This window comes from Paenarthrobacter sp. 10L412 (assembly GCF_056395565.1).
This window is the reverse complement of the sequence record NZ_JBFTJT010000006.1, coordinates 190,652-216,907: the sequence shown is the minus strand read 5'-3', so window position 1 is coordinate 216,907 and position 26,256 is coordinate 190,652. Positions and strand designations below refer to the sequence as shown.

Sequence of the window (26,256 nt, the reverse complement as noted above, 5' to 3'; positions counted from 1 at the left end):
GAATTGGAATCTGCGCGCCCCAACAACGGCGTGGCTTACTGCTTCGGAAGGGCTTACGGTGTCCAACTCAGCCGCAACCACCCCCAAACGTCCGCTTCGCGTCGCCATCGTGGGCGCCGGTCCCGCCGGCGTGTACGCCGCCGACATCCTGACCAAGTCCAACGAGGTCAAGGACGGGGACGTGGAGGTCAGCATCGATCTCTTTGAGGCGTACCCTGCGCCCTATGGGCTGATCCGCTACGGCGTGGCTCCGGACCACCCCCGCATTAAGGGCATCGTCAATGCCCTGCACAAGGTGCTGGACAGGGGGGACATCCGTTTCCTTGGCAACGTGACCTACGGTCGGGATCTGACGCTTCACGATTTCCGTGCATTCTATGACGCCGTGATCTTCTCCACGGGGGCCATCAAGGACGCGGACCTGAACATCCCGGGCATCGGGTTGGAAGGGTCCTTCGGCGGAGCCGATTTTGTTTCCTGGTACGACGGACACCCGGACGTTCCCCGCGATTGGCCGCTGGATGCCAAGGAGATTGCGGTCATCGGCAATGGCAATGTTGCCCTTGATGTGGCTCGTATGCTGGTCAAGCACCCCGATGAGCTGCTGGTCACCGAGATCCCGGAAAATGTGTATGAGGGGTTGAAGAAATCACCTGTTACCGACGTCCACGTGTTTGGGCGCCGCGGTCCTGCACAGGTTAAGTTCACGCCGCTGGAATTGCGGGAGCTGTCCCACTGCAACGACGTAGACATTGTGCTGTACCCGGAGGACTTCGAGTTTGATGAAGCCTCCGATGAGGCAATCCGTACGAACAACCAGATCAAGACCATGGTCAACACCATGACCAACTGGCTGGTGGAAGAACACGCGGAGTCCGAGCAGCCATCCTCGCGCCGTCTGCACTTGCACTTCCTGCACAGCCCGGTGGAGATCCTGGACTCGCCGGAAACTCCCGGCAAGGTTTCCGGCATCAAGTTCGAGCGCATGCAATTGGATGGAACCGGCAACGTCAAGGGCACCGGTGAATTCGTGGAGTACCCGGTGCAGTCCGTCTACCGCGCGATCGGCTACCACGGCTCGCCGCTTGAGGAGCTTCCGTACGACGCCCGCCGCGGTGTCATACCGAACGACGGCGGTCGCGTCCTGGAGGCCGACGGCAAGCCCGTACCGGGAATCTACGCCACCGGCTGGATCAAGCGCGGACCTGTAGGCCTGATCGGCCACACCAAGGGCGATGCACTGGAGACCATCGGCTGCCTCCTCGAAGACCGGCTCACGTTGCCTCCGGCAGAGAACCCGGATCCGCAGGCCATCATCGATCTCCTTGAGCAACGCGGCATCGAATACACCACCTGGGAGGGGTGGAACCGCCTGGATGCCCACGAGGCCGCCCTGGGTGCCGCGTGGTCCAAATCGGAGTCCGCATCCGGCAACGGCAACGGCGTGATCCGGGAACGCATCAAGGTAGTTCCGCGTGAGGAAATGATCCAGATCTCGCGCGGCTAACCTTTGGGTTTGTGCACGCCAACGCCCTCAACAGGCTTCGCAAACCCGTCAGCTGTACACAAACTCCACTCCTGGAACTAGACTTTCGGGTACTGTGCCGCCAGCACATACGCAGCGCACTGTCACTGCGGATTACCGGGGAGTTCGATGAGGAATCCAATCCATCCGCCTGTTCCAGGCAGCGAAGCCGGGAGGCTGGTGCAGAAGCGCGCCCTGGCTGGCCACGAACAATTGGATATGCTGCGGGCCGGGACTCCTGAGGAAATCTCCGGCCTCCGGCGCTTGGTGCGCGAATCCTGGCAGCGTTCGGCCAACCTGCTGGCCAATCCCGATGTTCCGGAAGCGCCGCTCGCGATGGACCGCGACGAACTGGAGGACTACCGCCGTCAACACCCGTTGGCCGCGATCATGCCCGTCATCAGGAAGTTGCTGGTCCAGCCCAGCCATGACAGTGGGCTGCTCGTGGCGGTGGGGGACGATGTCGGGCGGCTTTTGTGGGTGGATGGCGATCCCGTCATGCAGCGCAGGGCCGAGGGAATGATGTTCGTTGCGGGCGCCGATTGGTCCGAAGCCTCAGTGGGTACAAGCGCTCCCGGGACGGCGCTAGCCCTGGATCGGAGCATCCAGATCTCCGGTGCGGAGCACTTCAAGAGATCGGTTCACCCATGGAGTTGTACCGCCGTTCCCTTCCATGATCCCGATTCCGGTGCCGTGCTGGGCGTCGTGGACATCACGGGAACGGAGACCGCGGTGGCCCCGCACACGGTTTCCCTGGTGGAAGCAACCGTTGCGGCTGCACAGGCGCAGTTGCGCATCGAGCGTCTCCAGCTCGCCGCTGCCGTGCGGGAAAAACCACGACGCCGGAGCTCAACTTCTGCTTCCAGCCACACTCTGTATCGGAATAGCCTGCAGTTGTTGGGCCGCGATCAGGCCCTTCTCAGCATTGATGGCCGGACCGTTTCCGTGTCGGCCCGGCACAGCGAAATCCTGGCTATCCTCTGCAGCCAACCGGCCGGCCTCAGCGCGGATGACCTCTGCGCCCAGCTATACCCGGGAGACGGCTCGGCGGTGACGTTGCGGGCGGAAATGGTGCGCCTGCGCAAAGTTCTCCATGAACTCAGCCCCGAGGCGGTTCCCGAATCGAGGCCCTACCGCTTGCCTGTTGACTTGCTTCCCGATTCGGGTCAGGTGCTCAGTTGCCTGCAGCGCGGTGCCCACCGGATTGCCTTGGAGATCTACAAAGGCGCAGTCCTGCCGCGCTCGGAGGCGCCCGGCGTCGTGCAATTGCGTGAACGGGTTTCGCATCTGCTGCGGGAAGCGCTCCTGAGTGACGGCAGCGTTGATTCGCTCTTAAAGTACGCTGAGCTGCCCGAGGCCAAGTACGACGTCGATCTCCGCCTTGCCGTCCTGAAGCTGCTGCCGCCGCGCTCACCCAAGCGTGCCGCCGTCGTGGCTGACCTTGAGCGGATCGAAACGGAACTGTCGGCCTGAACCATTAAGCGTGAGCTGACTCACACGGTTGCAACGTAGCTGCAACCTGCCCGCTCCTAGGCTCGAATCAATGGCGACAGCCACCGTGATTCGCAGCAAAGGAGCTAGCAATGACCGTTTATGCACAGCCGGGTGCCGAGGGTTCGAAGGTCACCTTCAAGGACCGGTACGAGAACTGGATCGGCGGGGAGTGGGTTGCTCCCGTCAAGGGCGCCTACTTCGAAAACATCACGCCCGTCACAGGCAAGGCTTTCTGCGAAGTTGCCCGTGGCACGTCCGAGGACATCGAACTGGCACTCGACGCCGCGCACAAGGTCGCGCCATCCTGGGGCAAGACGTCAGCTACGGAACGTGCCGCGATTCTGAACAAGATCGCAGACCGCATAGACGAGAACGTAGAGCTGCTCGCGGTTGCCGAGACGTGGGACAACGGCAAGCCCGTCCGGGAGACCCTCAACGCGGACATTCCCTTGGCAGCCGATCACTTCCGCTACTTCGCATCGGCTGTCCGTGCGCAGGAGGGCCACCTTTCGCAGCTCGATGACGACACCACCGCATACCACTTCAAGGAACCGCTGGGCGTGGTTGGCCAGATCATCCCCTGGAACTTCCCCATCCTCATGGCCGTCTGGAAGCTGGCCCCCGCGCTTGCCGCGGGTAACGCCGTCGTGCTCAAGCCAGCCGAGCAGACGCCGACCTCCATCCTGGTGCTCATGGAATTGATCGGTGACCTGCTGCCAGCGGGTGTAGTGAACGTGGTCAATGGTTTCGGCGTCGAAGCCGGAAAGCCACTGGCTTCCAGCCCTCGGATCCGCAAGATCGCCTTCACGGGCGAGACCACCACGGGCCGGCTTATCAGCCAGTACGCGTCCAACAACCTCATCCCTGTCACGTTGGAACTTGGCGGCAAGAGCCCCAACATTTTCTTCGACGACGTCGCCGCCCAGAATGACGCTTTCTACGACAAGGCACAGGAGGGCTTCACGCTCTTTGCCTTCAACCAGGGCGAGGTCTGCACCTGCCCGTCGCGTGCTTTGGTTCAGGAGGGGATTTACGACTCCTTCATGGCTGATGTCGTAGCCCGCACCAACAAGATCATCCAGGGCAACCCGCTGGACACGGAAACCCAGATCGGTGCCCAGGCTTCCAACGACCAGCTGGAGAAGATCCTTTCCTACATCGACATTGGAAAGCAGGAGGGCGCAAAGGTCCTCACGGGCGGCGCACGGGCAGAGCTTTCCGGTGACCTTGCCGGCGGCTACTACGTCCAGCCCACGATTTTCGAAGGCCACAACCGGATGCGGATCTTCCAGGAGGAGATCTTCGGCCCTGTGGTCTCCGTGACCAGGTTCAGCGACTACAACGACGCTATCGGCATAGCCAATGACACCCTGTATGGCCTGGGTGCCGGCGTTTGGTCGCGCAACGGAAATGTCGCCTACCGCGCGGGCCGGGAAATCCAGGCCGGCCGCGTGTGGGTCAACAACTACCACGCCTACCCGGCCGGTGCCGCCTTTGGTGGCTACAAGTCCTCAGGCATTGGCCGTGAAAACCACGCCATGATGCTGGACCACTACCAGCAGACCAAGAACCTCCTGGTCAGCTACAACGAGAACAAACTCGGCTTCTTCTAGGAGTTTGTGGTCAGCCGATGCCCCTCATTATTCGGAAAGGGGCATTGGCTGTGCACCATCCCGCTCCATTCGTAGAGATCAAAGGAGATCGTCAATGTCCACAACCATGCAAGCTGCAGTAGTTACGGAGTTCGGAACCGACCTTAAGGTCATGGAGATGGAAAGGCCGACGCCGGGTCCCGGCCAAGCGCTGGTGCGCCTGATCACGTCGGGGGTATGTCATACCGACCTGCATGCGGCCGAAGGTGACTGGCCGGTCAAACCCACCCCTCCGTTCGTGCCCGGCCACGAGGGAGTGGGAGAAGTAGTGGCCCTCGGCGAAGGAGTTACGGACGTCGCAGTGGGGGACATTGTTGGCAATGCGTGGCTGTGGTCTGCCTGCGGAGATTGCCAGTACTGCCGCACCGGGTGGGAAACGCTGTGCGAGTCCCAGCAGAACGGTGGCTACAGTGTGGACGGCTCGTTTGGCGAGTACATGTTGGTGGACACTCGTTTTGCAGCGCGCATCCCGGAGGGCTCGGATCCCGTGGAGGTTGCTCCGGTATTGTGCGCCGGAGTTACCGTCTACAAGGGCTTGAAGATGACCGAAGCCAGGCCTGGCCAGTGGGTCACGATCTCTGGAATCGGCGGATTGGGACACATTGCCGTCCAGTATGCGGTAGCCATGGGACTTCGTGTGGCCGCCGTGGATATTGCCGACGACAAGCTGGCGTTGGCCAAGGAACACGGCGCTGAACTAACGGTCAATGCTCTGCATGAGGATCCAGCCGAGGTCATCCAGCGCGAAACCGGCGGCTGCCACGGTGTCCTGGTGACGGCGGTGCACCCTTCTGCCTTCGGGCAAGCAATCGGAATGGCCCGCCGTGGTGGGACCATCGTCTTCAACGGGCTTCCTCCCGGTGACTTCCCGGCACCCATTTTCGAGATCGTCCTTAAGGGCCTCACGGTGCGGGGATCGATTGTTGGCACCCGCCAGGATCTTGAGGAAGCGCTGGAGTTCTACGCACAAGGCAAGATCAAGCCCACGGTCTCCACCCGTGAGTTGTCTGAGGTCAATGCGGTCTTTGACGAGATGAAGCATTCCAAGATCGATGGCCGAGTGGTTCTGAAGTTCTGATGGACCACCCCGTATTGGAAGCTGCGGTGACGCTCTCCGGGGAGACCTTTTCCCGGGTGGCGCTCACCGCGGCCTCCGTCGAACTATTACGGAAGCTCTGGGAGCAGCATGGCCCGCTCATGTTCCATCAATCCGGTGGGTGCTGCGACGGCTCCGCTCCCATGTGCTACCCGGCGGGGGAGTTCCTCACCGGCGATTCAGATGTGCTCCTGGGCCGGTTCGATATCAGTGCAGGCTTCGGAACCGGAGCGGGCCAGGATCCAAAGCCTCTCGAGTTCTGGATGTCCAGGGAACAGTTCGCCTACTGGTCCCATACACATCTCACTGTTGACGTGGTCCCAGGCCGAGGAAGCGGCTTCTCTGTCGAGTCCCCGGAGGGTAAGCGGTTCCTGATCCGCTCCACGATCATGGACTGGGACGTTCCGGGTGTTTAGTGGTGTGACGGGGGCTACTCGCCTCCGTCACACCAGTCACATCAGTAACGTGGACTCGTGGGCCGTCTCACTATCTGGGATAAATATGGTCGTCCACTGACCGGACACTATTCTTGATGAGTCCTATACCACCCCCATCCAGAATGTGGCATTTTTATGAACATTTTCAGGACCAAGTCGATCGAGCAGTCGATCGCCGACGCCGACGAGCCCGGGCGCAAGCTGAAGCGAAGCCTCAGTACCTGGGACCTGATGATCATGGGTGTCGCCGTCGCTGTCGGTGCCGGTATCTTCTCCGTTGGTGCCAAGGCTGCTGCAAACTTTGCCGGCCCGGCCGTCACCATCTCCTTTGCCATCGCAGCCGTCACGTGTGCCTTGGCCATCATGTGCTATGCCGAATTCGCCACGGCAATCCCCGTGGCAGGCTCGGCCTACGTGTTCACTTACGCCACCATGGGCGAGGTTCTCGCGTGGATCATTGGATGGAACCTCATCCTCGAACTCTTTACTGCTGCCGCAGTGATCGCCAAGTACTGGGGCATCTACCTCAGCAAAGTCTTCGCCCTGATGGGCCTGGACATCCCGCCGGCGCTCAGCCTGGGCGGCGTTGACCTCTATTGGGGCGCCTTCCTCATTGTCGCGATCTTCACGGTGCTGCTGGTGCTGGGGACGAAGCTGTCCGCCCGCGTTGGCAATATCTTCACTTTGATCAAGATCGCGGTAGTGCTGTTCGTGATCGTTGTGGGCTTCAGCTACGTGAAGTTCTCCAATTACACGCCGTTTATTCCCGCCTCGGAGCCGACAACGGGCACAGGTGCCGCCGATGTCATGAAGCAGTCATTCTTCGGCTTCCTGACCGGTGCTGCTCCTGCCCAGTACGGCACATTGGGCATTTTCGCTGGTGCTGCCCTGGTGTTCTTCGCGTTCATTGGGTTTGACGTTGTTGCAACCTCTGCGGAAGAGGTCAAGAACCCGCAGAAGACATTGCCACGCGGTATCTTCGGTGGCCTGGCTGTGGTCACGCTGCTCTACATCCTCGTCTCCCTCGCCTTGACCGGCATGGTCTCCTACACCCAACTGGCGGAGGAAAAGAACCCCACGCTGACCACAGCTTTCGAGGCCGTGGGCAACAATGACGCCGCCAAGGTCATTGCCTTCGGCTCGCTGGTGGGCCTGACCACCGTGATCATGGTGCTGCTCATGGGCCTTTCCCGTGTGGTGTTGGCCATGAGCCGCGACGGACTGCTGCCACGGTCCCTGTCCAAGACCAGCGAAAAGCGCTCCACCCCTGCACGCCTGCAGATCATCTGTGGTGCAGCAGTTGCCCTGGTGGCCGGATTGACCAACGTGGATCTCCTTGAGGAAATGATCAACATTGGAACGCTGTCCGCCTTTGTGATGGTCAGCCTGGGCATCCTGGTGTTGCGCAAGAAGCGGCCGGACCTCAAGCCTGCGTTCCGGGTCCCCTTCGGCAAGGTCCTGCCCTGGGTGTCCGCGATCCTGTGCGTCTACCTCATGACCAACCTGGCAGTCGAAACCTGGATCTTCTTCGCGATCTGGCTGGTCATTGGAATGGTCATCTACTTCTCTTACGGGCAGCGCCACTCGCGGCTCAACGAGAAGTTCGCCTCAGCCAGGGCAGCCGTTAATGGCGGTTCTGCAACCCCCGCGGTCAAGGGCGACGAGGACGAAGACTCCTTTACCAGGGTCTAAACCAATCCCAGCTGCTTGTCAGACAGCTGGCTTGAATCACCATCGAAAGCGCTCGGGAGCGTCAATTCCCGGGCGCTTTTGGTGTTCCTAGGCCGTCACCCTACGGCACTGCGACCGGACACCGCGAACGGGACAGAGGCCTACGGTGCAGCGTGCTTCCCCACCCAATCCACCAGCGGCCTCAGCACTTCCCAGCGGTCAGCGATTTCCTGTTTTGCTGACGGCGTGGACAGCCATTCCGGCTCACCAACCTCCACCCCGGCAGACAAGGACTTGTGCTTCAGGAGCTCGCCGCGGGGATGATCTTTGTCGAAGCCCCGCGGTACGGTCTTGAGCTTCTCGCCTTGGATGGCGAAACCCGCTGCGGCAACTGAGTCCACAATCTGCTGCAATTCCCCTCCACTATCAGGAGCGTCCACAGCGGCGCGGAAGCGTGCCAATTGCGCGGGAGTATATGAATGGCAGCCGCCACCGATCAACAGGCCATCGGCACTGACCTGGAGGTAGAACCCGAGGCCTTCGTGTGACGCTGCGAAGGCGCCCTGGGCCGTTTTGTAAGGCGACTTGTCCTGGGAGAACCTGATGTCCCTGTTGGGCCGGAAGATCTTCGCCGGCCCGAACTCAGGCTCCAGCTCCGAAAGGAGGGCCGCCAGCGGCTCCTTGACGGCGGCGTCGTAGATGTCTTTGTGCTCCAACCACCACTCGCGGTTGTTGTTCTCTTCCAGTTCTTCATAGAAGCGGAAGGCTGCGGACGGAATTCCCTCGAATGTGCTCATGGAAGGATCCTATGGACCGCGGCGCCAGAGCAGCCAGAGCCCAGCCCGTCTATGTGGAAAACAAAGAAGAACACCCCGCTGCGGAGATCTGCAACGGGGTGTTCGGCGGTAATTCCTACCGATTCAGACGCTTAGAGCTTGTTGGCTGCTTCGGCGTCGGAGGAGGTCTGGCCTGTACCGAGGTTGGCGCGCAGCTTGGCGCCGAGTTCTGCGTCAACGTTGGTCCAGTACTGGATGGCGCGTTCCTTGATGTCGGCGCTCTTCACGCCGCCCACGGCACCGGTGATGGTGTCCAGAAAGCGGGCCTTGGCGGCGTCGTCGTAGACCTCGCGGTACAGGGTACCGGCCTGGCCGAAGTCGCTGTCCTCGGAGTGCAGGGTGTGTGCGGAGAGGGTGAGCTCGCCGTCGTTCTCCCAGCCACCTGCCGGTGAAGCGGGCTCAACAGCAGCCGGGCCACCAACGGAGTTCGGTGCGTAGACCGGGGTGGTGGGGGCGTTGAACAGGTAACGTCCGGCGCCGTCCTGGCTGTAGTTGTTGACCTGGTTCTTGGGCTGGTTCACCGGGATCTGGGCGTGGTTGGTACCCACGCGGTAGCGGTGTGCATCGGCGTAGGAGAAGATGCGGGCCTGCAGCATCTTGTCCGGCGAGGCAGCGATGCCCGGTACGAAGTTCGACGGCGCGAAGGTGGCCTGCTCGATCTGCGCGAAGTAGTTCTCCGGGTTCTTGTTCAGCTCCATGGTGCCCACGTGGATCAGCGGGTAGTCCGCGTGCGGCCAGACCTTGGTGAGGTCGAACGGGTTGAAGCGGTACGTCTTGGCGTCCTCGTAGGGCATGACCTGGACGTGCAGTTCCCAGGAGGGGAAGTTGCCGGCTTCGATGTTCTCGGAGAGGTCGCGGATGTAGAAGTCTGCATCCGAGCCTGCCAGCTCCTCAGCCTGGTCGCCTGTGATGGTCTTGACGCCCTGGTTGGACTTGAAGTGGTACTTGACCCAGAAGCGCTCACCAGCGGCGTTGATCCACTGGTAGGTGTGCGAGCCGTAGCCCTGCATTTCACGCCAGGAAGCCGGCAGGCCACGGTCGCCCATGAGCCAGGTGACCTGGTGTGCGGATTCGGGGGAGAGGGTCCAGAAGTCCCACTGCATGTCAGCGTCACGCAGGTGGGTACCCGGGAGGCGCTTCTGGGAGTGGATGAAGTCCGGGAACTTGATGCCGTCGCGGATGAAGAACACCGGGGTGTTGTTGCCCACGAGGTCGTAGTTGCCCTCGGAGGTGTAGAACTTCACGGCGAAACCGCGGGGGTCGCGCCAGGTGTCAGGAGAACCATTCTCGCCGGCAACGGAGGAGAAACGGATCAGCATGTCCGTCTCGACGCCCGGCTGCAGGAATGCTGCCTTGGTGTAGGCCGATACGTCCGAGGTGGTCTTGAACGTACCGAAAGCGCCGCCACCTTTGGCGTGCACTACACGCTCCGGGACCCGCTCGCGGTTGAACTGTGCAAGCTTCTCCACCAGGTAGTGGTCGGTCAGGATGATGGCACCGTCGGCGCCGACGGACTTGGAGTGCGCGTCGGAAGTAACGGGGGCACCTGACTGGGTTGTTGAAATAGCAGTCATTGTTCTCCTTGTTCTTATTTTTGAGTTACGGACGTTTGTTTGGGGAGCTGTTGTTTTGCCTGGCAATCCTGGCAGATGCCCTGATACAGGACGTCTGCGATCTGGATGGTCATTGGCTTGGAATTTTCATCCCAGTGCGGCGTGAGGCACGGTGCGTGTCCCACGGCGCAGTCCACGTCTTCCACGCGGCCGCAACTGATGCAGACAGCGTGGTGGTGGTTGTCGCCTACCCGGGTTTCGTAGAGCGCCGGGGAGTGTGGGGGTTCAAAGCGGCGCAGCATCTGCAAATCCGTGAGGTCGCTGAGCACAACGTAAACGGACTGCGCCGTCAGTTCAGGAAGCTCTTTGCGGGCAGCGGCAAGGATGCCTTCTGCCGGGGAGTGCGGATGGTGCTGGACAGCGGCCAGCACTGCCAGCCGCTGTTTGGTCACACGCCTGCCGTGGGCATGCAGGGCACTGGCCCATGCTTCCTGGTCGGCTGTGTGATCGGTCATGCACTCATTGAACCACTTATTTTGAGCAGTTCACAATAAGGCAAAGCTAACTTCCGGCAAATTAAACAAATCCACCATCGGATTGGCTTGCTCCGCGGCAGATCGACCCACGGCGTGGATGCGAAGGGCAGAACCCGGATTCCCTCCTTCGATAGCCACGCAGCTGAAGCCGGTGAGTCCACTGCTCAGCGGCAGGACAGACAGGGCGCTACCCATGGCAACGAGTTCCCCCGGCAGGACACTGGAAATCGCAGCCGCCCCGCTGGCGGGCTCAATCACGCTGTGGTGGCGGGCTGCATCAACTGTCGCGACCAAGGGGACCGGCACCTGGACGGGTACGACGCCGGACGTGGCCACAGGCGCGGATCCCACCTGAGCGGACCCCACCTGTGCAGGGGCTTCTTTCGCGATGCTGGCGGCACCAAGACCCAGCGAATCCCGGATCCGCGCATCCATGATGTCCAGGCTGTCCTCAGGCTCGGGCACCCGATGGTGGGCCGGCAGCGCGAGTTGGCGTCCCGGCGTCGTGCTTTCCGCCTCCCAACGAGCGAAGAGGTGAAACGTGGGCGTAGACGACTCAGCCACCGGCTCGCCGATAGCGGAACCCAACGGGTGCCAACGGTGGGCGAACATCACGGCGAACCGCTTCGCGCCAAGGACGTCGTCCAACGCTGCCCGGGCGAGGTTGTGGCAGAACAACCAATCGGCCGCCGAGGATTCCGTAAATTCCGTGGAGGGGTCCGAGAGGCGGATCAGCACGTGCCCGGCCGTCAAAGGGTGGCGCGGCCTGGCAATTTCCCAGATGCCCGAGCGGAACAGCAATCGTCGCGACAAGACCATGTGGACTCCTTCCCCCGGGTGAGCCTACCAACCAGCGCGTTACGGCGGGAGACGCACCATTCAAACCAAACGGACAACGACGTCACTGGGGTCGCTAGGGTGGCTAGGTGGCGAAACTACTGGCAGACATCACCCCGATCAAGGAGAGCCCGGCCTTCCGGAGACTTTGGCTTGGAGCCTCGGTGGCTGCCATCGGTACCCAGCTCACCTTGGTGGCCGTCAGCTTGGAGGTTTACCGCCTGACCCAGGAGAGTTTCTACGTGGGCCTCCTGGGTATCTTCGCCCTGGTTCCGCTTGTTATCGCGGGGCTTTACGGTGGCTCCATCTCAGATGCCTATGATCGCCGCAAAGTGGCGCTGATCGCATCACTGGTGCTTTGGGCCACAACCGCAGGCTTGGCACTGCAGGCTTGGCTGGAGATCGGCAACATCTGGATACTTTACGCGTTGGTTGCCATCCAAAGCGGTGCCCAAGGCATCAACGGTCCAGCCCGAAGCGCCATCATTCCGCTCCTGGTCCGCAAGGACCTGCTCCCGGCGGCGAACGCCCTGAGCATGCTGACGTTCGGCCTGTCCATGACCGCCGGACCACTCCTGGCGGGCGTGCTGGTGGCCACGATCGGTTTCGGATGGACCTACACGATCGATGTCATCAGCTTCACCTTTGCCCTGTGGGGCCTCGCCAAACTCCCACCGTTGCCACCGTCAAAGAATGCCGCCAGGCCCGGGCTTCGCTCCGTAGTGGAGGGTTTCCGGTTCCTGGGTACGCGGCCCAATGTCCGGATGACCTTCATCATTGACCTCATCGCCATGATCTGCGCGCAACCGCGTGCCCTGATGCCTGCAATTGGTGCAGTCATGATTGGCGGCGGTGAAACGACGGTGGGCGTGCTTTTGGCATCTACCGCCGTGGGTGCCTTCCTGGCTGGCTTGTTTTCCGGTCCCCTCGGCAGGGTGCGGCGCCAGGGCAGCGCAGTGGTGTGGTCGGTGGTCGGATGGGGCGCCTCGATTGCAGGCTTTGGCCTGGTGGTGTTGCTGGCTGGAGATTCGGGCCGCGAGGGCGTAACGCCCTGGCTCCTTCCTGCTGCCCTGTGTTGTGCGCTGGCGGGGATTTCCGATTCTGTCAGCGCGGTCTTCCGCACCACCATCCTCCAGTCCGCGACGCCCGACCACCTTCGCGGAAGACTGCAGGGAGTGTTCATCGTGGTGGTCGCAGGAGGCCCTCGAGTGGGGGATATGCTGGCTGGCGGTGTCACCCAATCCCTCAGCGAAGGCGGCGTGCTGCTGATCGGCGGGATCGTCTGCATTGTCTTGGCCTGGCTGGCGTCGCGCCTGCAGCCGGGATTCGTCGCGTACGATGCGAAGCATCCGGTGCCGTAGCCAGCAGGCCTCGGGCAGGACGGTGTTGGCACAAAAAGTCTGCGAGCCCAAAGGTCGACGCCAGCCCAGGCGTGCCAGCCCAGGCATGCCAACTGCGGAACACGGCGACCGCCGTCGGCGTTAATCCGTACAGAACCGTTCACGAGCCAACGAGAGTGGAAGAACAACCGTGCACAAACACAACAATGGACTCAAGACCGCAGCACTTTTCGGTGTGCTGTGGGCGGTGCTGTTGGGTTTGGGCGCCATTATCGGGGCCGGCACACGCAGCACCACGCCCATCTGGATCTTTGCCCTCATCGGGGTAGCCACTACCGCCTACGGCTACTGGAACAGCGACAAGATCGCCATCCGCTCCATGGCGGCCTATCCGGTCACCGAAGCGCAGGCCCCGCAGCTGTACCAGATTGTCCGGGAGCTTTCCGTGCGGGCCAACAAGCCCATGCCGCGGATTTACCTCTCGCCCACCATGACGCCGAACGCCTTCGCTACCGGGCGCAGTCCCAAGAACGCCGCCGTCTGCTGCACCGAGGGAATCCTGCATGTCCTTGATGCCCGCGAACTCCGGGGTGTCCTGGGGCATGAGCTTATGCACGTGTACAACCGGGACATCCTGACGTCCTCCGTGGCGGCTGCCGTTGCGGGCGTGATCACGTCCGTGGGGCAGATGTTGTTGTTCTTCGGCGGCGGGGATCGGCGCAACGCCAACCCGATCGCGATGATCGCCATGGCCCTGCTGGCGCCCTTCGCGGCCTCGTTGATCCAGATGGCGATCTCGCGCACCCGCGAGTACGACGCCGATGAGGACGGCGCGGAGCTGACCGGCGATCCACTGGCGCTCGCCTCAGCACTGCGCAAGATCGAATCGGGCGTCTCCCAGCTTCCGCTCCCACAGGATCAACGGCTCGTTAATGCCTCCCACCTCATGATCGCGAACCCTTTCCGTGGCGGTGGCATGCGGCGTTTATTCTCCACACACCCGCCCATGAAGGAACGCATCACTCGGCTTGAACGGATGGCTGGGCGGCCGCTTTCCTAAGGACGCCGCTTTCCAAGGCCTAAAACGTCGTGAACCCGCTATTCCGTGGTTGGCCAGCAACGGAATAGCGGGTTCACAACGTAATAGAGGAATCAGCCCAAAAGAGGAATCAGCCTACGCGAAAAGCCCCTCGCCGATGAAGCCGCCCTGCTGGATCCCCGGAGGCACAGCGAAAAGCCCCGAGCCCGTGTGCTTCAGGTATTCCACGGACAAGGTATCGCCCTTGGCCAGCGCCAGCTGCATGGGAACGTAATGGGTCCTTGGATCCTTGACGAACGCGATGAAGAACAGCCCCGCGTCCAGATGCCCGAGTCCGTCTGAGCCGTCGGTGAAGTTGTAGCCACGGCGAAGCATCCGCACACCCCCATTCTGGTCGGGGTGGGCCAGCCGGACGTGCGAGTCCAAGGGAATGAGTGGATCACCGTTGCGGCCCGCGAGCTTGAAATCGGGCGCCGTGAACTCTTCGCCACCGGACAACGGCGCTCCCACGCCCTTCGTCCGGCCGATCAGGCCTTCCTGCTCGCGCAATGACGTCCGGTCCCAGATCTCGATGTGCATCTGGATCCTGCGCGCCACAAGGTAGCTGCCGCCCCTCATCCACTCTTCATTCGACGAAGCAGGGGAACGTACCCAGACATGCTCATCGAGGAGGGCATTGTCCTCAACCTTGAGGTTGTTGGTGCCGTCCTTGAAGCCAAAGAGATTGCGGGGCGTCACCTGCGCACGGGACGTGGAGGACGTGCGGCCAAAGCCCAACTGGGACCAGCGGACACGCACCTTTCCGAAGCCGATGCGGGCAAGATTACGGATGGCGTGTACGGCCACTTGGGGGTCGTCGGCGCATGCCTGGACCACGATGTCGCCCCCGGTGCGGCCAGGTTGAAGGTCGTCACCCGGGAAGTGCGGGAGGTCGATCAAGGCTTCGGGCCTGCGACCGTCCAAGCCAAAGCGCACCTTGCCATTCTTCTCAAACAGCCCTGCGCCGAAACCGAAGGTCAACGTCAATTGCGCGGCGGCCAGGTCCAACGCCTCACCGGTGTCTTCCGGCGGGGCATCGTAAGGGCCATCGACGGCGCCAGTCGCACCCGTGGTGCGGCCCGCCGTCATGGCCTCAGCCGCAACAGTCCAGTCCTTCAAGAGCTTGATCAGCTCTTTCCGGTCCTCCGTGGTGACATCGAAGGCAGCCATGTGAAGGCGGTCCTGGGCCGGGGTGGTGATGCCGGCCTGGTGCTCGCCGAAAAAGGGAACAACAGCATCCCCTGCGTCGGGTTCCGCGGCCGATGCAGCACCGGCTGTGACCACGTCGTGTCCCAGGAAGCCTGCGGCGATGCCAGCTACTGCGCCAGCGCCGCCCACTCCGGCAAGGGAAAGAAGGCCACGGCGGGACAGGCGGGAGGTGCCAGCGCTAGCCGACGCACCGCCGTCGGACGTCGCCGTGGAACGTACGACGCCGGTCGCCTCGCCTGGGCGGGCGGAATCGTTCACATTCACAGGCTGTCCGGCACCTGGAGCCTCCGGGGCTTCGCCGGCGTGCCCGTAGGGGCAGCCGCTCACAGCACGACGGCCGAGGTGAGCTTGGACAGGGGTTCGCCCAAGGAATCGACCAGCGCGGCGAGCTGCTGGATCTGATCCTGGCTCAGCTCGTTGTAGTAGGAGAAGCCATCGCCCTTGGCGTGCTTCTTGAGCTCGGCCTGGAGGGCCGTGAACTTCTCGTCCAGGGACTTGGCAAGCTCGGCGTCTTTTTGCTCCAATGCCGGCTTCAGGCTCTCGAAGGCGATGCGGGCGCCGTCCACGTTGGCCTGGAAATCCCAGAGGTCGGTGTGGGACCAGATCTCTTCCTCGCCCGTCACCTTACCGGTAGCAACCTCATCGAGGAGTTCCTTGGCGCCGTTGCCCAGCTTGTCAGCCGTCAACTCCACTGTGCGGGTACGCGTTGCGAGGTCTGCAGTATCTGCAACGAGCTGAGTGGCAATCGCGGTACGTTCGGCCGACGTCATGGCGGTGTAGTCCGCAGGCGGGAACAAGTCCTTCTCTGCGCGGTGCCATCCGGTCCATTCCTGGCCGGGCTCCAGATCAGCCTCGCGTGCATCCAGCTTGGGATCGAGATCGCCGAACGATTCCGCAACGGGCTCGATCCGCTCCCAGTGCATACGGGTCGCGGCATAGAGCTCACGGGCCTTGGCGGCGTCACCCGCTGCAAAGGCGTCTGCAAAGGCCTTGGTGCCCGTGACGAGTTGCTCCGTTTGATCCTTCACATAGGCGGCGTACTGCTGGGAGCCGGTCTCAAGGAGCTTCTGGAAATCAGCGTCCGCGCTCGGCTTGTTTCCGGATTCCGTGACCTCGAACGAAGCCCGGATGCCTTCGCCCTGCATACCGGGCTTGCAAGCGGTGTTGTACTTGCCTGCAGGAGCCGTGACCACCAGGTTCCGGGTAATTCCAGGCCCGATGTTCTCCACTTCGCCGATGATCCGCAAACCGTCCTCGGCCAGCAGGTAGAACTCGGTGACCTCGGTGCCTTCGTTCTTCACGGCAAACGTCAGGTTGCCGCTGGGCGCAGTAGCTGTGGAGACCTTGCATTCATTCGCGGTGCTGCTGACCTGGATCGGCCCATCCGTGGCCGCCGTGGTTTTCGCATTGTCAGTGCAGCCCACCAGAACCATGGGGACGGCCGCAGCCACGCCGATGACGGTGAGGGTCCTGCGAAGCTTCGGGGAAGGGGACGTGGACAGGAACGTGCCAAGCATGGGGGTCCTTTGTGTTGGGGGAAGGCGCGGGGTGCGAGGGCTGCGCGCGGGTTGGGGTGGAGGTTTCTTACTGCTGAACGGCGACTGCGGGCTTCGGGGCTGACGTCTTCGCTGCTGCCGCCGGAGGTTGGGAGCGGTTGGCCCGGATGTACAGGAACAGGACCGGGACGACATACAGCAGCCAGGCTGCTGCTTCCAGCCACGTGGTGGCCGGGGAGAAGTTCAGTGTGCCCTTCAGCAAGGCTCCGTACCAGGACGACGGCGGAACGGCGGCTGAGAGGTCGAAGGCCAGGCTGTGCAGGCCCGGAACGATGCCGGCTTCCTGGAGATCGTGGATGCCATAAGCAAGGACGCCCCCGGCAATGACGATGAGTCCCACTCCCGTCCAGGTGAAGAAGCGGCCCAGGTTGACCTTGAGGACTCCCCGGTGGAGCAGGTATCCGAGTCCGGCAGCTGTCAGGAGGCCAAGCAGGGCACCGAGGAGGGGGAACGTGGTTTCGCCGGTGGCTTGCGCTGCCGCCCAAATGAAGAGTGCCGTTTCGAGTCCTTCGCGGCCCACGGCCAGTGCCGCAACCAGCACAAGGCCCCATGCGGCGCCGTCGGCTGCTTTGTCCACGTGGGACCTGAGGTCGCTTCCGAGGCTCCGCGCAGTGCGCGCCATCCAGAAGACCATCCAGGTCACGAGTCCTACGGCAACAATGGACAGCCCTCCGCCGATCGCTTCCTGGGCCTCGAAGGTGAGACCCCGCGGGCCGAAAGTAAGAAGGGCGCCGAAGGCGAGGGAGATGACAATGGCCAGCCCGACGCCGGTCCAGAGCCGGGGGAGCAGGGACTGCCGGCCGGTCTTGATGAGGTAGGCCATCAGGAGGACCACGATGAGCGAGGCCTCGAGGCCTTCACGCAGGCCTATCAGGAAGTTGGCGGTCATGTGCGTTTCTTTCACTCAGGGGAGCCATACTTAGGCTTGCCTAATGAAGAAGAATACTGCCATGGGGTGATTACGCAAAAACTTTGTGCCCTAATGTCTGCGGCCATTACGACAATCGATGTAGCCAGCCCATAAAAAACCGGGGTCCAGCGCCTGAGCGGCGCCGGACCCCGGCTTTTATGACGCTGGCGGTGCAGCGTCGGCAGTCTAGCTGCGGAAGTTCACGAACTGCAGGTCTGCCTCTTCGAACTTCTTGAGGATGTTCATGGTTTCCTGCAGGTCATCGCGGGACTTGGAGGTGACGCGAAGCTCGTCGCCCTGGATCTGGGACTTGACGGACTTGGGGGCTTCGTCGCGGATGATCTTGTTGATCTTCTTGGCGATGTCCTGCGCGATGCCCTCCTTGATGGTGCACTCCAGCCGGAATTCCTTGCCGGAGGGGTATGGCTCGCCCTGGTCCAGGGACTTCAGGGAGATGCCACGCTTGATGAGCTTGGACTGGAAGACGTCCAGGACGGCGAGGACGCGATCCTCCGAGTTGGCTTTCATCAGGATCTTTTCGCCGCTGAAGTCAATCTCCGCGCCGACTCCCTTGAAGTCGTAGCGCTGGGCGATTTCCTTCTGGGACTGGTTGAGCGCGTTGGCGACCTCTTGCTTGTCTACCTTGCTGACGACGTCGAATGTTGATTCGCCTGCCATGACTCTCCTTAGGTTGGGGGCCCGGTAAGGGCGGTTTGTCTGCCATCCAGCCTAGTACGGAAGGCGCGGGATGGGGCCGTGGATAACTTTCACAGTTCGCTCACAGCACATGCTTGGTTGGAACCGAGGTGGATGTTTGAGAGTTGTACCAGTTGGAAGAGCCCACCCACGGAGGTAAGCATGAGCCACAAGGCCGTCCACTACGTCACGAAATCCGCATCCGCGGCAGCTGGTTCGATCGGTACGGCAGCGGCAGCCGCGGCGAGTGCAGTGGCAGCGGTGACAGTGGCGGCGTCGATCGTCCTGAGCCCGGTGCCGGATGCGGCCTCGCGGATGGACGGGGTGCACGCCGATTTGCTGCGTGCTGTGGAGCTCAACCAAATCACGGCTGAGCAAGCAGAAAAGTTTGAAGCGAAACTGGCTGGCCGGATCCTCGGAGAAGCCTGAAATACAGGCCATTCCGGCGTGTCCGCCCTCGATTAGATTCTTGGCCGGAAGTTCTGTAAGGTTGTCTCTGCCTTCGGTTACCGGATCGAAAAGAAACGGTCTCCGGAAGTGATCTTCTTTTGAAGTTCGGCAGATTACCCGAGCGGCCAAAGGGGGCTGACTGTAAATCAGCTGGCAACGCCTACGGGGGTTCGAATCCCTCATCTGCCACCCAAAGGGAAATCCCCGGAACCAACAGGTTCCGGGGATTTTTCGCGTTCGGGGTGCACGCGTTCGGGGGGGCACGCGCCGCGAATGCAGGGGCCAAGGAACCCACGGCTCCCGCTCTCGTTCGCTGTACTCACCGTTGTGCGGCGGGGAATTCGAACGAGTCCGGGGATTCTCAGCTGGCTGGCGACTCCGTGCCAGTGTCACGCCTGGCAGCCGCGCTCTCCCGAAGCTCGGCGATCTCACGCCTCAGCGCTGCAATTTCAGTGACAAGGTCTGCCAATTCAGCGCGGACCGGTTCTTCGGCGGCTGCTGCTTTGGTTTCCGCGGCCGCCGCAACATCCTCCGCGTTTTCCTCGATTCGTTGCACCAACCACGAGGCAATAGAGGCCGTCACGATACCCAGGACGGCAATCCCGCTCATCATGAGCGCCGCCGCCACGATCCTGCCGATGGGGGTGACGGGGTAGAGGTCTCCGTAGCCAACTGTGGTGATGGTGGTGATGGCCCACCATGCGGCGTCTCCGAACGTCAGGATCTTGGCGTCCGGTGCATTCTGCTCCACGTCAAGCACTGCCAGGGCGCCGATGAGCACCAACATGGCGGCCGAGCCGGCAACGTATGTGGCTACGCGTCCGCGCAGGGTTTCTCCCACGGTGCGTTGCAGTACGGACAGGAGCGTGACCAGCCGAAGAAGCCTGAGTGGCCGGAAGAAGGGGAGCACCACGATGAGGAGTTCATGCAGGTTCCAGACGAACCATCGCCTTCGATCCTCCGCCAGCCAGAGGTTGGCGAAGTAGTCCAGCGCGAAGATCCCCCAGGTAATCCAGAGGATTATTTCGAAGGGGAGGCCGGCCGCCCCGTCCACGCGACCTATGACCTGCCAGGCATATGCGATGAGGAAAATAAGTGCAGTCGCCATGAGGGGCCATTCGACGAGGTCCCGGTATCGCGCTTGAGTCATACGGGAATCCTAGCCACAGCAACAATGCACGCCACTGGAAAACGGATCAGACGGTGGGAGTCTCCAGCCAGTATCCGTCCATGTGGTGAACCAGTTGCCGGCCCAAACCGCCCTTGAGCTGTACCCAGAGTGTGCTGTGGTCATCGGTCATGCCGTCGATGGTTCCTTCGATGCGGTTGCCCCGGGCGTCCCGGAGCACGACGTCCTGGTGCCGGGCGAGGTCGGGCCAGACGTCGGCGTGCGGCTTGGTGGTTTGCAGAGTGCTCAAAGGGATCCCCCTGGGTGTGAGTCGGTGTTTCCGGGTTTCAGACATTGTGCACGGGATGGATGAACTGGCGGTAAACGTTTGTGCAATCGTTGGACATAAAGCGCTGGATGTATTAATGCTGCGCCAACACCCTGTCCACTATGCGGTCTGTCTATTCCCACCGAAGTTACTCGCGGGTAACATAGCTCGCATGCATTTGCTTCTCCGCACCCTCATGCTGCTGTTCACCTCATCCAAGCGTTCACCCTTGGGTGCTTGGGAAACGTCCTCGCTGCCCCTGCGGGTTCTGCCGACGGACATCGACATCGCGATGCACGTGAACAACGGCATGTATTTCTCCTTGATGGACCTTGGCCGCTTCGACCTCATGGTTCGCAGCGGTATCTGGAGAAAGATGCGCAGGCGCGGCTGGAGTCCCGTTGCAGCCGCAGAGACCATCGCTTTCCGCAAGTCATTGCAACTCTGGCAGCGCTACACCATCGAAACGCGCATCATCGGGCTGGACACCAAAGCCATCTACTTTGAGCAGCGCATGGTGGTGGACGGTGAGATCTACGCTCGCGCCCACATAGCAACCCGCTTGGTGAACAAGGGGAAGCCGGTGACGCAGGAAGAGATCATTGCTGAGTTCGGTGCGCCACCGGCTGACTTGGAATTGCCGGAGTGGATCCATGAGTGGCGCGAGAACAATGCGCTCCTGGGAGCCCGCCGGCCAGCTCCGCACGTGTGGGCTTAGGCGAACTCAAACACCTACGTCCCGCCGCTGAAGTGCAACCGCGCCCAGGGCGATAAGCGCCGCAGAGATACCCAGCAAGCCTGCAGCCGCTCCCCAATCGGCACCGTTCGTTACCGGTGAATTACCGTATGCCCAGTGGTACGGCGAAAGGTTCAGCAGCCAGTCGACGTCGGGGCTTTGCCTCCCAACAGCGTTGAAGACATAGCCGAGGACGGCGACGGCGGCACCCGCCGCAATCGCATAAACCTTCCGTCCTGTCAGAGCACCTACGCACAGCGCCGCTGTTCCGCTCAGCAGTGCCAAAGCGGCAAACAGCACTACCGCACCGAAGAGATGCCCGACGTCGATGTCCAGTTTCGAGGGTCCGTTCAGCACCAGCACCAGCAGGAAGACCAAGGCCGAAAGGATCGCGACGCGCACCACGAGTGCCAGGGCGCGTTCAAGGACCACCTGGATTCGGGTCACGCTATGGGCCAAGGTCAATTCCAGCAGCCCCGACTCCTCGTCCGCGCCCACTGCGGCCGCGCCCCAACCCACGGACGCCATGGACATCAGCAGGAAACCGATCAACCCGAACAGGGTGGCCTGTGTGTAGCCAGGTCCGGTGGCTATCTGGTCATAGTTCAGGGCCTTGGTCATCTCCTGCGGGAGTGCGTCGATCATTTGCTGCATTTGCGCGCTGCCCCCGATGGACGGATAAAGGGGCAGGTACAGCATGATCGCAGCCGTCAGTCCCAAGGCCCACGCGACAGTGGACCGCCACGAGTCTGTCAAGGCTTTGGTGAAGAGGGGGAGGAACCTAGGCATGGTGTGCTCCTTCCGTGTGGCTCACGGATTTGTGCCCGTTTCCTCCGCGCCCGTTTCCGTTTCGTCCGTTTCCGTTGCCCACATGACGCCCCGTGTAGAGAGTCAGCACGGCTTCCTCCAGATCCGGTTCCTCCAGGACGAGGTCTGTGAGGTTCAGCCGCGCCAGCTCCTGCACCAGTGGCTGGACCAGACCCGAAAGTGTCGCCGTTGCTTCGACGGTGGCTTCCGCTGCGCCGTCACCAGGAAGCTCCCGCAGCACAACATTGGCGACGCCCGGCACCCGCGCCAGCAGCGCGCCGACGTCGTGCGTTTCTGCGCCGGTTGCGTTGAACCGCAACTGCCGTACGGCCGCGTTCCTCAAGGCCTCTACGGTGGAGATCGTCACGATGCCACCGTCGCGGAGGATGGCTACGGCGTCGGCGGCCTGCTGGACCTCGCTCAGTACGTGTGAGCTGAGGAAGACCGTTGCGCCATCGTCCACCACTTCGCGGACCAGTGCATGGAACTCCTGCTGGACCAAGGGATCCAGGCCGCTGGTTGGTTCATCGAGCACCAGGAGCTCGGGGCGGTGCATGAACGCCTGCAGGAGGCCGAGCTTCTGCTTGTTCCCTTTGGAGAGCTTGCGGGTTTGCCGGTCCAGATCCAGATCCAGCCGCTCTGCCAATTCGTTGACATATTTGGGCTGTACCGGGCCGCTGATGGCCGCGAAGTGTTCAAGCAGGCGTCGGCCTGTGGTTCGGTTCTCCAAATGGAGTTCGCCAGGGAGATAACCGATCCTGCGGCGCAGTCCGGTTCCGGCACGGCGTGGATCCTGCCCCAACACTGAAATGGTTCCCGCGCTTGGCCGGATACTATCCAGCAGGCAGCGCATGGTGGTGGTTTTGCCCGCTCCGTTCGGTCCAATAACGCCGAAGACCGTTCCCGGTTCAACGGCGAAGTCGAGTCCGTGGAGGACCTCGCGCTGGCCGAACTTCTTGCGCAACCCTTCGACGACGATTGCCTGGGTCACTGGGCATGCTCCCTTCCTTGGTTGATGGTGTCTTGCTGCAGGGCGTCGCGGGCCGAGTCCAGGAACCGCGAATCCGCGTAGAAGCCGTTGGTGTAGATGTCCAGCGCGGGGATGGTCAGTTGCCGCAGCAATTCGGGTCCTATGCCGTGCGGTTCTGTTACGTCCGCTCCCAGCGCCCGTGAGAGGTGCCTGCCCAGCATGAGCATTGAGAGGCTGTTTGATGCGACGACGACGGCGGTGGACCGGACGTCGTCGAAGTCACGGATGGTGCCGACGGCGATCCCGGCCTCGATGATGTCCTGCGTCTGGCGCACCACGGCGTCGAAGAATGCGTCCCCGGCCGTGGATTCATCGCTCAGGGAGCGGCGAATGTAGGCGATCTCATCGGCGTACTGGTCCGGGTGGTTGAGGTAGTCCTGGATCAATTGACGTGCGGTGGCAGGGTCTGTTTTCTCCCTACCCTGGCTGGCGGTCTGCGCGAGGACATGCTGGTCGCATGCTTCGCGCAGACCTGCTTTGCTGCCGAAATGATGGATCACCAGGCCAGGGCTGACCCCCGCTGCAGAGGCGACCGCGCGGACGGTAGCAGGGCCAAAACCATCGCGGCCGAACAGTCCGATGGCGGCATCACGGATCCGTGCACGGGTGGTTAAATCCTCTGCGGTTAAACGCATGTTTCATACACTAAACAGTTGTTCAATCGCTAGCAAGAGGCAGGGATTGGCTCCAACGGACGCGAGGCTACTTGCGCAGACTTCGGGCAGCTTCGCATAGAGAATTACGGCTCGATTCAGGCGCCCGGCAAGTGGATGATGCCCAGTTGCTGCATCAGCGCGAGGTCGTCGCGATCGGACCAATGCTCCACGATCCGTCCGTCCTGAATTCTGTGGATGGCGACGGCGGTTTCGTCCAGTTGAGCGCCTGTAGCAGGTAGTGGACCGGGCAACTCGCCTTCGTGTCGACCATGGGCGGTCAGTCTGGTGACTACCTTGTCGCCTTCGCAGATCTGATCCTCGATAACGTGATGTCCCGGCGTAGCTTTGAGGAAAATGCGGAAGGCCTCCTTCAGGCCCTCCCGTCCTGCCGAGAGCCCGGGGAACGGAGGGTGATGGTCCAGGTAGTCTTCGGCAACCAGGTCATCCATCGCTTCGATGTTGCCGGCATCGATCGCTTCGTAGAAGCGCCTCACCAGCGCTTTGTTATCCTCAGGCTCCACGTTCATCCCTTCATTGAATGCGTGGCCGCCGGGCAAGAACTGGTCAGGGCAGGCAACGCAACCCGTCCCCACGTCACCATGGGAGGCCAGTCTAGGACGAAGGATCCGGCGATGACAGGCCTTCCCGCGACTCAGCGAAACGGTGCCCGCCGTTCGGGGAACATAACGATGTGACACCAAACGCTGAGTCGTCGCCGTCTGAAGTGCCGCCGTCGAAGATACTGACTTCACTGTCTTCGTGGGGGAGCAGTGACGGGGCCTTTGGGCCCGAAGATGCAGGGGTAGATAAGTGGGTTGTGCGGGGTCGGCTTCGTCGTCGAAGAAAAGCAAAATCGCCGGATCAGTGGCGGCGCTGCTGTTGGTCCTTGGCCTGCTCGGAACCGAGATACCTGTGCAAGCTGCCCCATCGGGGAGCATCCAGCTTGAGACTTCCACCCCTCCCGTCGCAGGCGCCATCGGACAGCTTTACAGCACCAGCACTTGGGCCCGAAGCGTTCTGATCCGGCCCACGGCAGCGGAGGAATGCTCCAGCACCGGTTGCGTGCAACGGTTCGTCGGTGGCGATATCGCGTGGTCAGCCCGCACGGGAGCGCGTGTGGTGGTCAATGGGCCGGTCCGCAACGCTTGGTGGGAAGCCGATGGCCCCGCGGGCTATCACGGCTATCCCACAACAGACACTCTAAGCGGCCTGCGCAATGGTGGTTCCAAGCAACTCTTCGAAAGAGGAGCGATCAGTTTCTCGGCAGCTACTGGTGCCCAACGCACAACGGGGTCCATCCACTTGGCGTGGGGGAGAGCGGGTTTTGAGGCTGGTTTCCTCGGGTACCCCGCTGGCAGTGAACGCACAGGACTGCCCGACGGCGGTGCCTACCAGCTCTTCGAGCACGGCTTTATCGTATGGTCCCCGGCGACTGGGGCACATCCCTCCATGGGCGCCATACGTGAGCGCTGGCGCCAATCGGGGCTGGAAAGCGGGGAGTTTGGGTATCCCACTACGGATGAAGCGACGGGCCTGCGAAACGGTGGCTCGTCACAGCAGTACCAGCGTGGAACCATCATCTGGTCGCCCGCCACCGGCGCGAGGGCCCTGACCGGAGCTATCCGGAGCTACTGGTCCGCGACTGGAGGCCAGAACGGTGCCCTGGGATATCCGGTCAGCGAGGAATACCGGCAAAACGACTTCGTCTACCAACTCTTCCAGGGCGGCACGGTCTATTGGTCGGCGGCAACGGGTGCGCATTCGACCACCCACGGCGATGTCCACAACCGCTACGTTTCCCTGGGTGGAGCAGCCGGACAATTGGGCTTGCCCCTCACGGACAAACTTCCGCGGGCCGGGGGCCTGGTGCAGCAGTTCGCCAACGGCTGGCTTGTTTGGGGGCCTGCAACGGGAGCGCGGATTGTGGGGCACTCCACGTACAAAGTGTGGTCCATCAATCCGGGCGAATTCGGCTGGCCGGTGCGCGATACCTGGTCCGATGCCAGGGGCTCCCACGTTGCCTTCCAAAAGTTGGAAACCATCTGGAACGATTCCACGCAGGAGTTGTATTCAGCCGAAGCAGTGGACGCCTCCACGGTGGTCTTCCTTGGAGACTCGCAGCTGGATCTTGACTCATGGGGCGAACAGGGTGCCCGGGCCGCTGGCTACACCCACCAGGTGGTGCGGAGCATCGGTGGGATGGGATACGTTTCGGGCAGCCCCGCGGTCGGTGGCAATTCAGCGACCGATGCCGTGCTCCTGGACCGGATCCTCCTGCCCCAAGGCAACCCTGGGCTGGTGGTGGTGACGCTTGGTGGAAACGATGCCCGGATTTTTGCCACCGATGCCGCGATCCTGTCCCAAGCCAACCGGTTGTGGGATGAACTGCGCCGTAAATATCCCCGCAGCACGATCCTTATCACCGGTGTTCTTTCCCGCTATGACGCCAGCCATTTCCAGCGCCGATGGGTGGACGGGCTCCTGACCCGCGAAGCTGCTGTCCGGGGCTGGCCACGCATCTCGATGGCCGGCACAGCAACTATCGCCGGGGCCACCTGGAACTATCTGGATAATGTGCACCTGAACCAAACCGGACACAACAAGGTGGCTCCTCTCTACGCGTCCGCGCTCAAGTACGTCCTGGCCAAGTAGCCGTTTATTCCCGGTGACGCGGGAAGCGAACAACGGCCCTCTCCACGGGACTTAGCGAGCGGG

At 62.1% G+C, this 26,256-nt stretch carries 25 protein-coding genes and 1 tRNA gene; 12 read left to right on the top strand and 14 right to left on the bottom strand.

Annotation, left to right across the window (positions count from 1 at the left end; all coding sequences use genetic code 11):
- The first annotated feature begins 58 nt into the window (after positions 1-58).
- The 6 genes from AC1DD7_RS09075 (at position 59) to AC1DD7_RS09050 (ending at position 7,896) form a co-directional block, all read left to right on the top strand.
- A complete protein-coding gene (locus tag AC1DD7_RS09075; RefSeq protein WP_477514676.1) occupies positions 59-1,507 on the top strand; it encodes an FAD-dependent oxidoreductase in 1,449 nt (482 codons plus the stop codon).
- A gap of 147 nt (positions 1,508-1,654) precedes the next feature.
- On the top strand, positions 1,655-2,998 hold the full coding sequence (locus tag AC1DD7_RS09070; protein WP_477514675.1) for a GAF domain-containing protein: 1,344 nt from the start codon (positions 1,655-1,657) through the stop codon (positions 2,996-2,998).
- Positions 2,999-3,108: 110 nt separating this feature from the next.
- On the top strand, positions 3,109-4,632 hold the full coding sequence (gene exaC, locus AC1DD7_RS09065) for an acetaldehyde dehydrogenase ExaC (RefSeq protein ID WP_431116054.1): 1,524 nt from the start codon (positions 3,109-3,111) through the stop codon (positions 4,630-4,632).
- 94 nt (positions 4,633-4,726) lie between these two features.
- The gene (gene adhP, locus AC1DD7_RS09060) at positions 4,727-5,749 is read left to right on the top strand and encodes an alcohol dehydrogenase AdhP (protein WP_477514674.1); all 1,023 of its coding nucleotides are present in this window, start codon (positions 4,727-4,729) and stop codon (positions 5,747-5,749) included.
- Complete coding sequence (locus tag AC1DD7_RS09055; RefSeq protein ID WP_477514673.1) at positions 5,749-6,183, top strand: DUF779 domain-containing protein; 435 nt, start codon at positions 5,749-5,751, stop codon at positions 6,181-6,183. The genes adhP and AC1DD7_RS09055 overlap by 1 nt, the downstream gene beginning before the upstream one ends.
- Positions 6,184-6,339: 156 nt before the next feature.
- Positions 6,340-7,896, top strand: coding sequence for an amino acid permease (locus AC1DD7_RS09050; protein ID WP_431116051.1), 1,557 nt, complete (start codon positions 6,340-6,342; stop codon positions 7,894-7,896).
- A 140-nt stretch (positions 7,897-8,036) separates the two neighbouring features.
- Here the strand turns inward: AC1DD7_RS09050 and AC1DD7_RS09045 are convergent, their stop codons facing one another.
- The 4 genes from AC1DD7_RS09045 to AC1DD7_RS09030 form a co-directional block, all read right to left on the bottom strand.
- Entirely contained in the window at positions 8,037-8,672 is a 636-nt protein-coding gene (locus AC1DD7_RS09045) for a DUF2461 domain-containing protein (RefSeq protein ID WP_431116049.1), read from the bottom strand.
- Between the two features lie 131 nt (positions 8,673-8,803).
- The gene (locus AC1DD7_RS09040) at positions 8,804-10,285 is read right to left on the bottom strand and encodes a catalase (protein ID WP_477514672.1); all 1,482 of its coding nucleotides are present in this window, start codon (positions 10,283-10,285) and stop codon (positions 8,804-8,806) included.
- 14 nt (positions 10,286-10,299) lie between these two features.
- Positions 10,300-10,779 carry a Fur family transcriptional regulator gene (locus tag AC1DD7_RS09035; protein WP_224088431.1) on the bottom strand — a complete coding sequence of 160 codons (480 nt, stop codon included), beginning with the start codon at positions 10,777-10,779 and terminating at the stop codon, positions 10,300-10,302.
- A 30-nt stretch (positions 10,780-10,809) separates the two neighbouring features.
- Complete coding sequence (locus AC1DD7_RS09030) at positions 10,810-11,619, bottom strand: hypothetical protein (protein WP_477514671.1); 810 nt, start codon at positions 11,617-11,619, stop codon at positions 10,810-10,812.
- Between the two features lie 107 nt (positions 11,620-11,726).
- On the opposite strand from AC1DD7_RS09030, the gene AC1DD7_RS09025 reads away from it, so the two are divergent.
- Positions 11,727-12,998 (top strand): MFS transporter, encoded by a 1,272-nt coding sequence (locus AC1DD7_RS09025; protein WP_477514670.1) that lies wholly within the window; start codon positions 11,727-11,729, stop codon positions 12,996-12,998.
- Between the two features lie 169 nt (positions 12,999-13,167).
- Entirely contained in the window at positions 13,168-14,037 is an 870-nt protein-coding gene (gene htpX, locus AC1DD7_RS09020) for a zinc metalloprotease HtpX (protein WP_477514669.1), read from the top strand.
- A gap of 114 nt (positions 14,038-14,151) precedes the next feature.
- Here the strand turns inward: htpX and efeB are convergent, their stop codons facing one another.
- The 4 genes from efeB to AC1DD7_RS09000 all read right to left on the bottom strand — a co-directional run bounded on the left by efeB (position 14,152) and on the right by AC1DD7_RS09000 (position 18,408).
- Positions 14,152-15,591: an iron uptake transporter deferrochelatase/peroxidase subunit gene (gene efeB, locus AC1DD7_RS09015; protein WP_477514668.1), complete on the bottom strand. Its 1,440-nt coding sequence runs from the start codon at positions 15,589-15,591 to the stop codon at positions 14,152-14,154.
- Positions 15,588-16,781: an iron uptake system protein EfeO gene (gene efeO, locus AC1DD7_RS09010; protein ID WP_477514667.1), complete on the bottom strand. Its 1,194-nt coding sequence runs from the start codon at positions 16,779-16,781 to the stop codon at positions 15,588-15,590. Before efeO ends, efeB begins: the two co-directional genes overlap by 4 nt.
- Positions 16,782-16,848: 67 nt before the next feature.
- On the bottom strand, positions 16,849-17,709 hold the full coding sequence (gene efeU / locus AC1DD7_RS09005; protein WP_477514666.1) for an iron uptake transporter permease EfeU: 861 nt from the start codon (positions 17,707-17,709) through the stop codon (positions 16,849-16,851).
- Positions 17,710-17,916: 207 nt separating this feature from the next.
- Positions 17,917-18,408: a YajQ family cyclic di-GMP-binding protein gene (locus AC1DD7_RS09000; RefSeq protein WP_018776783.1), complete on the bottom strand. Its 492-nt coding sequence runs from the start codon at positions 18,406-18,408 to the stop codon at positions 17,917-17,919.
- A gap of 180 nt (positions 18,409-18,588) precedes the next feature.
- On the opposite strand from AC1DD7_RS09000, the gene AC1DD7_RS08995 reads away from it, so the two are divergent.
- Positions 18,589-18,855 (top strand): hypothetical protein, encoded by a 267-nt coding sequence (locus tag AC1DD7_RS08995; RefSeq protein ID WP_442016455.1) that lies wholly within the window; start codon positions 18,589-18,591, stop codon positions 18,853-18,855.
- Positions 18,856-18,983: 128 nt separating this feature from the next.
- Positions 18,984-19,065: transfer RNA gene (locus AC1DD7_RS08990), tRNA-Tyr, on the top strand.
- A gap of 172 nt (positions 19,066-19,237) precedes the next feature.
- Here AC1DD7_RS08990 and AC1DD7_RS08985 read toward each other — a convergent pair.
- Both AC1DD7_RS08985 and AC1DD7_RS08980 read right to left on the bottom strand, forming a co-directional pair.
- Positions 19,238-20,026, bottom strand: coding sequence for a potassium channel family protein (locus AC1DD7_RS08985; RefSeq protein WP_477514665.1), 789 nt, complete (start codon positions 20,024-20,026; stop codon positions 19,238-19,240).
- A 46-nt stretch (positions 20,027-20,072) separates the two neighbouring features.
- On the bottom strand, positions 20,073-20,294 hold the full coding sequence (locus AC1DD7_RS08980) for a hypothetical protein (RefSeq protein ID WP_442016453.1): 222 nt from the start codon (positions 20,292-20,294) through the stop codon (positions 20,073-20,075).
- A gap of 190 nt (positions 20,295-20,484) precedes the next feature.
- Between AC1DD7_RS08980 and AC1DD7_RS08975 the strand changes: the two genes are divergently transcribed.
- Positions 20,485-21,030 (top strand): acyl-CoA thioesterase, encoded by a 546-nt coding sequence (locus tag AC1DD7_RS08975; RefSeq protein ID WP_477514664.1) that lies wholly within the window; start codon positions 20,485-20,487, stop codon positions 21,028-21,030.
- A 6-nt stretch (positions 21,031-21,036) separates the two neighbouring features.
- Here the strand turns inward: AC1DD7_RS08975 and AC1DD7_RS08970 are convergent, their stop codons facing one another.
- From AC1DD7_RS08970 to AC1DD7_RS08955, 4 genes are all read right to left on the bottom strand, one after another.
- Positions 21,037-21,837 (bottom strand): ABC transporter permease subunit, encoded by an 801-nt coding sequence (locus AC1DD7_RS08970; RefSeq protein WP_477514663.1) that lies wholly within the window; start codon positions 21,835-21,837, stop codon positions 21,037-21,039.
- Positions 21,830-22,846, bottom strand: a complete 1,017-nt coding sequence (locus AC1DD7_RS08965) for an ABC transporter ATP-binding protein (RefSeq protein WP_477514662.1) — start codon at positions 22,844-22,846, stop codon at positions 21,830-21,832. The genes AC1DD7_RS08970 and AC1DD7_RS08965 overlap by 8 nt, the downstream gene beginning before the upstream one ends.
- On the bottom strand, positions 22,843-23,520 hold the full coding sequence (locus tag AC1DD7_RS08960; RefSeq protein ID WP_477514661.1) for a TetR/AcrR family transcriptional regulator: 678 nt from the start codon (positions 23,518-23,520) through the stop codon (positions 22,843-22,845). The genes AC1DD7_RS08965 and AC1DD7_RS08960 overlap by 4 nt, the downstream gene beginning before the upstream one ends.
- Before the next feature lie 116 nt (positions 23,521-23,636).
- Positions 23,637-24,062 (bottom strand): ester cyclase, encoded by a 426-nt coding sequence (locus AC1DD7_RS08955; protein ID WP_477514660.1) that lies wholly within the window; start codon positions 24,060-24,062, stop codon positions 23,637-23,639.
- 343 nt (positions 24,063-24,405) lie between these two features.
- Here AC1DD7_RS08955 and AC1DD7_RS08950 point away from each other — a divergent pair, with 343 nt between their 5' ends.
- Positions 24,406-26,193 (top strand): SGNH/GDSL hydrolase family protein, encoded by a 1,788-nt coding sequence (locus AC1DD7_RS08950; protein WP_477514659.1) that lies wholly within the window; start codon positions 24,406-24,408, stop codon positions 26,191-26,193.
- Positions 26,194-26,256: the final 63 nt, after the last annotated feature.

What these genes read in the sequence shown, in the direction of transcription:
- AC1DD7_RS08960 (WP_477514661.1), bottom strand. Translation starts at nt 23,520, where the DNA reads ATGCGTTTAACCGCAGAGGATTTAACCACCCGTGCACGGATCCGTGAT.
- AC1DD7_RS08985 (WP_477514665.1), bottom strand. Translation starts at nt 20,026, where the DNA reads ATGACTCAAGCGCGATACCGGGACCTCGTCGAATGGCCCCTCATGGCG.
- AC1DD7_RS09055 (WP_477514673.1), top strand. Translation starts at nt 5,749, where the DNA reads ATGGACCACCCCGTATTGGAAGCTGCGGTGACGCTCTCCGGGGAGACC.
- AC1DD7_RS08975 (WP_477514664.1), top strand. Translation starts at nt 20,485, where the DNA reads ATGCATTTGCTTCTCCGCACCCTCATGCTGCTGTTCACCTCATCCAAG.
- efeO (WP_477514667.1), bottom strand. Translation starts at nt 16,781, where the DNA reads ATGCTTGGCACGTTCCTGTCCACGTCCCCTTCCCCGAAGCTTCGCAGG.
- AC1DD7_RS09050 (WP_431116051.1), top strand. Translation starts at nt 6,340, where the DNA reads ATGAACATTTTCAGGACCAAGTCGATCGAGCAGTCGATCGCCGACGCC.
- AC1DD7_RS09000 (WP_018776783.1), bottom strand. Translation starts at nt 18,408, where the DNA reads ATGGCAGGCGAATCAACATTCGACGTCGTCAGCAAGGTAGACAAGCAA.
- AC1DD7_RS09030 (WP_477514671.1), bottom strand. Translation starts at nt 11,619, where the DNA reads ATGGTCTTGTCGCGACGATTGCTGTTCCGCTCGGGCATCTGGGAAATT.
- efeU (WP_477514666.1), bottom strand. Translation starts at nt 17,709, where the DNA reads ATGACCGCCAACTTCCTGATAGGCCTGCGTGAAGGCCTCGAGGCCTCG.
- AC1DD7_RS09040 (WP_477514672.1), bottom strand. Translation starts at nt 10,285, where the DNA reads ATGACTGCTATTTCAACAACCCAGTCAGGTGCCCCCGTTACTTCCGAC.
- AC1DD7_RS08970 (WP_477514663.1), bottom strand. Translation starts at nt 21,837, where the DNA reads ATGCCTAGGTTCCTCCCCCTCTTCACCAAAGCCTTGACAGACTCGTGG.
- AC1DD7_RS09070 (WP_477514675.1), top strand. Translation starts at nt 1,655, where the DNA reads ATGAGGAATCCAATCCATCCGCCTGTTCCAGGCAGCGAAGCCGGGAGG.
- adhP (WP_477514674.1), top strand. Translation starts at nt 4,727, where the DNA reads ATGTCCACAACCATGCAAGCTGCAGTAGTTACGGAGTTCGGAACCGAC.
- AC1DD7_RS08995 (WP_442016455.1), top strand. Translation starts at nt 18,589, where the DNA reads ATGAGCCACAAGGCCGTCCACTACGTCACGAAATCCGCATCCGCGGCA.
- AC1DD7_RS09035 (WP_224088431.1), bottom strand. Translation starts at nt 10,779, where the DNA reads ATGACCGATCACACAGCCGACCAGGAAGCATGGGCCAGTGCCCTGCAT.
- exaC (WP_431116054.1), top strand. Translation starts at nt 3,109, where the DNA reads ATGACCGTTTATGCACAGCCGGGTGCCGAGGGTTCGAAGGTCACCTTC.
- AC1DD7_RS09045 (WP_431116049.1), bottom strand. Translation starts at nt 8,672, where the DNA reads ATGAGCACATTCGAGGGAATTCCGTCCGCAGCCTTCCGCTTCTATGAA.